The organism is Falsiroseomonas oryzae (assembly GCF_027856955.1).
GTDB lineage: Bacteria > Pseudomonadota > Alphaproteobacteria > Acetobacterales > Acetobacteraceae > Falsiroseomonas > Falsiroseomonas oryzae.
Window position 1 is genome coordinate 1 of the sequence record NZ_JAPSMD010000459.1, and the last position, 4,142, is coordinate 4,142.

The 4,142-nt window shown below is 71.5% G+C and carries 6 protein-coding genes; 2 read left to right on the top strand and 4 right to left on the bottom strand.

Annotation, left to right across the window (positions count from 1 at the left end; translation table 11 throughout):
- The 4 genes from OZN99_RS26935 to OZN99_RS26950 form a co-directional block, all read right to left on the bottom strand.
- Nucleotides 1-300: hypothetical protein (locus tag OZN99_RS26935; RefSeq protein WP_270938312.1), on the bottom strand; the 300-nt coding region annotated here is incomplete at its 3' end.
- A 106-nt stretch (nucleotides 301-406) separates the two neighbouring features.
- Nucleotides 407-1,234 carry a calcium-binding protein gene (locus OZN99_RS26940; RefSeq protein WP_270938313.1) on the bottom strand — a complete coding sequence of 276 codons (828 nt, stop codon included), beginning with the start codon at nucleotides 1,232-1,234 and terminating at the stop codon, nucleotides 407-409.
- 113 nt (nucleotides 1,235-1,347) lie between these two features.
- Complete coding sequence (locus tag OZN99_RS26945) at nucleotides 1,348-2,103, bottom strand: winged helix-turn-helix domain-containing protein (protein ID WP_270938314.1); 756 nt, start codon at nucleotides 2,101-2,103, stop codon at nucleotides 1,348-1,350.
- Nucleotides 2,104-2,399: 296 nt separating this feature from the next.
- Nucleotides 2,400-2,837 carry a DoxX family protein gene (locus OZN99_RS26950; RefSeq protein ID WP_270938315.1) on the bottom strand — a complete coding sequence of 146 codons (438 nt, stop codon included), beginning with the start codon at nucleotides 2,835-2,837 and terminating at the stop codon, nucleotides 2,400-2,402.
- Nucleotides 2,838-3,004: 167 nt separating this feature from the next.
- Between OZN99_RS26950 and OZN99_RS26955 the strand changes: the two genes are divergently transcribed.
- Together OZN99_RS26955 and OZN99_RS26960 are read left to right on the top strand one after the other, a co-directional pair.
- Nucleotides 3,005-3,937, top strand: a complete 933-nt coding sequence (locus OZN99_RS26955) for a LysR family transcriptional regulator (RefSeq protein WP_270938316.1) — start codon at nucleotides 3,005-3,007, stop codon at nucleotides 3,935-3,937.
- Nucleotides 3,934-4,142: GntR family transcriptional regulator (locus tag OZN99_RS26960; RefSeq protein ID WP_270938317.1), on the top strand; the 209-nt coding region annotated here is incomplete at its 3' end. The genes OZN99_RS26955 and OZN99_RS26960, both read left to right, overlap by 4 nt.

The window sequence follows — 4,142 nt, forward strand, 5'->3', positions numbered from 1 at the left end:
CAGCGCGGCCTCCTGGTCGGGAGCCGGCCGGTCGGCGAGCAGCGTGCGGGGATCCTCGGGCGCGCCCAGCATGCCAGTGCCGAGCAGGCGGCCCGCGCGTCGCAGCTCGAACGGCGCGCCCGGCGCGCAGGCGGCGCTCGTACGCGCCAGTACCAGCGTCGTGTCGGACAGGCCGAGGCTCGCCACGGGCGGCATCATGCGCAGGCCGCCGACAAGAAGTTCCGCCGGCCCTGCCGGGGGTTCCCCCGGCCGGGCCGGCGGCGAGCCGGCGAGTTCGATCACCAGGAAGCCCGCGGGCATCCAGGCGATGCGTGGCGGGGGCGGGGCGGGAAGCCCGTCGGCGCGCGGTCGCCCGCGGGCCTCCGGGCGTTCGGCGTGTTGCGCCATGCCGTCCCCGTCCGTCGCCTCAGACGATCTTCACGTAGTCGGCGAGGTTGCTCAGCAGGTCGTCCCGCGAGACGCCGACCAGCGTGATGCTGTCGCCGCCGATCGAGATCACAGCGCCCATCGGGCCGCCGCTGACGAAGGTGGCGAGGTCGCCGGGGGCGGCGATGCCAGTGCCGTTGATGCCGGCCTTCAGTGCCAGCATGTCCTCGCCCGGGCGGAAGTCCAGGATCACGTCGCCGCCGAAGGCGGATTCGAAGTAGAAGGTGTCGGAGCCGTTGCCGCCCATCATGGTGTCGTTGCCGGCACCGCCGGTCAGCGTGTCCTTGCCGGTGGCGCCGACCAGCAGGTCCGCCGCCCCGCCGCCGCTGAGCCAGTCGTCGCCGTTGCCGCCGAACAGCGTGTCGCGGCCGTCGTCGCCTTCCATCCGGTCGGCGCCGTTGCCGCCGTTCATCAGGTCGCTGCCGTTGCCGCCAAAGGCCACATCGTCGTCGTTGCCGCCGTCCATGGCGTCGTTGCCGTCGCCACCGAACAGGCTATCCTTGCCGTTGCCGCCGACCATGGAGTCGTTGCCGGCACCGCCATCGACCACGTCGTCGTCGTTACCGCCGTCCAGCTGGTCGTTGCCGTCCTCGCCGAAGAGGGCGTCGGAGCCCTGGCCGCCGAGCGCCGTGTCGTTGTCACGGCCGGCGAGCACGAGGTCGTCACCCTTGCCGGCCAGCACGTAGTCGTTGCCGCCGAAGGTGACGAGCATGTTGTCCAGCACGCCGGGGAAGGCGGCATCGGCATCGATGACGTCCGCGTCCTCTGTGCCGAACCATGAGCCGGGTATGGAGGCGAAATCGTCCATGTCGAGGTCCTTGTCCTGCAGGAGCGACGCACCTTTGCGGTGGCGTCACCACAGTTCATGGTTGTATGCTGCGCCGCAAATTCGCGCCTAGGTGGTAACGACAGTTTTCGACACTATGCGAAGGGGCCGTGATGGCCGTTCAGCTCGGCCTCGACATGGCCGACCGGAAAGGCCGCGCCGGCGTCGAACCCCGTGAAGACGTAGCCGACGCCTCGCACCGATTTGATGAGCCTGGCGCTCGCCCCGTCGTCGCCGAGCTTGCGCCGCAGGCGGAGGATCAGGTTGTCCAGCGCGCGGTCCTCCGGGTGGTAGGGCCGCCGCAGGACGGCGAGGGAGAGCGCGTCGCGCTGCACCGGCGCGCCCTGCTGGCGCGCCAGGATCTGCATCAGCTCGAACTCGGTGGAGGTCAGGTTCCGCGCGCTGCCGTCCGGTGCGAAGAGCTCGCGCTGCTTGAGGCAGAGCCGCCAGCCCGACCGCGCCTCCGGCGTGATGGGCAGGCCGCCACGGGCCCGGCGCAGCACGGTGCGGATGCGCGCCAGTAACTCCCGCGCGCTGGTGCCGCTCGGCACGTAGTCGTCCGCGCCGATCTCCAGGGCGAGCACGCGGTCCACCTCGTCATCGGCATCCATCGCGCGCAGGATGACCGGCACGGTGGATGCCGCGCGCAGGCGGCGCAACGTGCCGAGGTCGGGTTCCAGCCGGAGCCGGCGATGCAGCACGATCAGCGAGGGTGGGTGCGCGACCAGCCGCTGCAGTAGCGGCTCCGGCGTCGTCCAGGTCTCGGTCGCCAGGCCATGCCGCCCGAGATAGGCGGCGAGGCCGGTTCCTTCGTCCCGGTTCGCGTCGATGAGGATGATCCGCGGCGCCATCCTGGGGTGCATGCCTCTGCCGGGTTAATGCGCTGTGGACTTGCGTTACGCGCAGCGAAGGAACGCGATCACGTCTCTGTGCGCACAACCCCTAGTAGGTGCTGCAAACCAAGGCAATGGTTACTTTGCGTGTGACGGAAAGTTCACTTTCATCCGACAGAGTTGCACAATCCGCACGTTATGCCCGCGTACTTTATCACATGCCTTACAAAATTGGGTCCGAAACGGATCCAAATTGCGCGCGGAAGTTGTAGGGCGGGGCGGGAGGCGTGCCCTCGCCCCCCGCCTCCGTCCGGTCAGGCCCGGGCCGGGGCCGCGTCGCGGCCCAGCAGCCGCGCCGGGTCCAGGGCGAAGGCGCCGGCGCCAAGCCCGGCCTGCACCAGCAGCGCCGCCGTCCAGAAGGCCGGGAATTCCCACCCGCCGCCATTCGCGCTGAACACCCAGCCCGCGGGCAGGTGCTGGATCGTCGCGCCAAGCAGGATCGGGATGGACAGCAGGCTCACCGTGCGCACCCAGACGCCGGCGATCAGCGCCAGGCCGGCCGCGATCTCCGCGATGGCCACCACGGCGCCCAGCACCGGCGGGTAGCCGATCGAGCCGAAGTAGCCCATCGTCCCGGCCAGGCCGAAGGTCATCACCTTCAGAAGCAGGCCATGCGCCAGGAACATCACGCCCATGGACACGCGCAGCAGAAGCGCCGCGTAGGGGGTGGTGGTCCGCTCGTCGAGGTTCATCGTCGTCTCCTGATCTCAGGTCCGGGGCGCCTTGCCTCGGTCGCCGCCGATATCGCGCCGGATCGCCTCGGCCTTCCAACCGTGGTGCGGAACGGTCATCATCACCGCAGGTGATGAAGGACGCGGCGCCCGGCGGCGCCATCCAAGGCGCCACTGGGGGGCGGAGCGTGGCCGACCTGCAGACCCTCGACCTCAACCTGCTCCGCGTCTTCGACGCAGTGGCGCGCGAGCGGCACGTCACACGCGCCGCCGAGAAGCTGAACCTGTCCCAGCCCGCCGTCTCCAACGCGCTCGCCAGGCTGCGCCAGGCGCTGAACGACGAGCTGTTCCTGCGCCGCCCCGGCGGGGTAGAACCCACCGCGCTGGCGCTGTCCCTTGCCGCGCCAGTTGCCGAGGTGCTGGACCGGCTGCGCCAGACGCTCGCGGTTCACGCGCCCTTCGACCCTGCCTCCACCGACCGGGTCTTCACCGTGGCGCTCAGCGAATACGCTGAGCGCGTGCTGGCCCCGCCGCTGCTGGAGGTGATGGCGCGCGAGGCGCCGCATGCCCTGCTCGCCATCCGCCATGCCGACCGCACCAATGCGGAGACGCTGCTGGAGGCGGGCGAGGCAGAACTGGCCGTGGCCGTCCTGCCGGAGCCGCCGGCGCTCTACACCCGCCTGCGTCTGCTGCCGGAAGGCTTCCTGACGCTGGTGCGCGCTGGCCATCCGTTGGCCGAGGGGCCGATGACGCTGGAGCGCTTCACCGCCTTCCCGCATCTGCTGCATTCCGCCAACGGCTCGCGCGACGGGGCGCTGGACGGGCCGCTGGCGGCGGCCGGGCATCCCCGCCGACTGGGCGCGGTGGTGGCGCATCTCGGCGCGGTGCCGGACATCCTGATGCGCACCGACATGGTGATGACGCTCTCCGGCCGCCTCGCGCTGCGCCTGGCGGAGACGCACGGGCTGGTGGTGCGGCCCTGCCCGGTGGAGATCCGCCACACCCGGCTGTCGCTGGTGTTCCATCGGCGGTTCGAGGCGGATGCCGGCCATGCCTGGATCCGCCGCACGCTGCTGGCGGTGGCGCGGGAGGTCGGGCCGGTGCCGGGCGTCGGCGCATGAGCACGCGGGAGGTGCGCGGCCAGGCCTCCCGCGAGACGCGCGGCCAGGCGGCACGGGCGCTGATCGAGCTGCGCGCGCGGATCTTCACCGGCCGACTGCGCGCCGGCGAGCGGCTGGCGGAGATCCCGCTGGCCGAGGCGCTTGGCATGTCGCGCACGCCCGTGCGCCTGGCGCTGGCCGAGCTGCAGGCGGAGGGCCTGGCCGT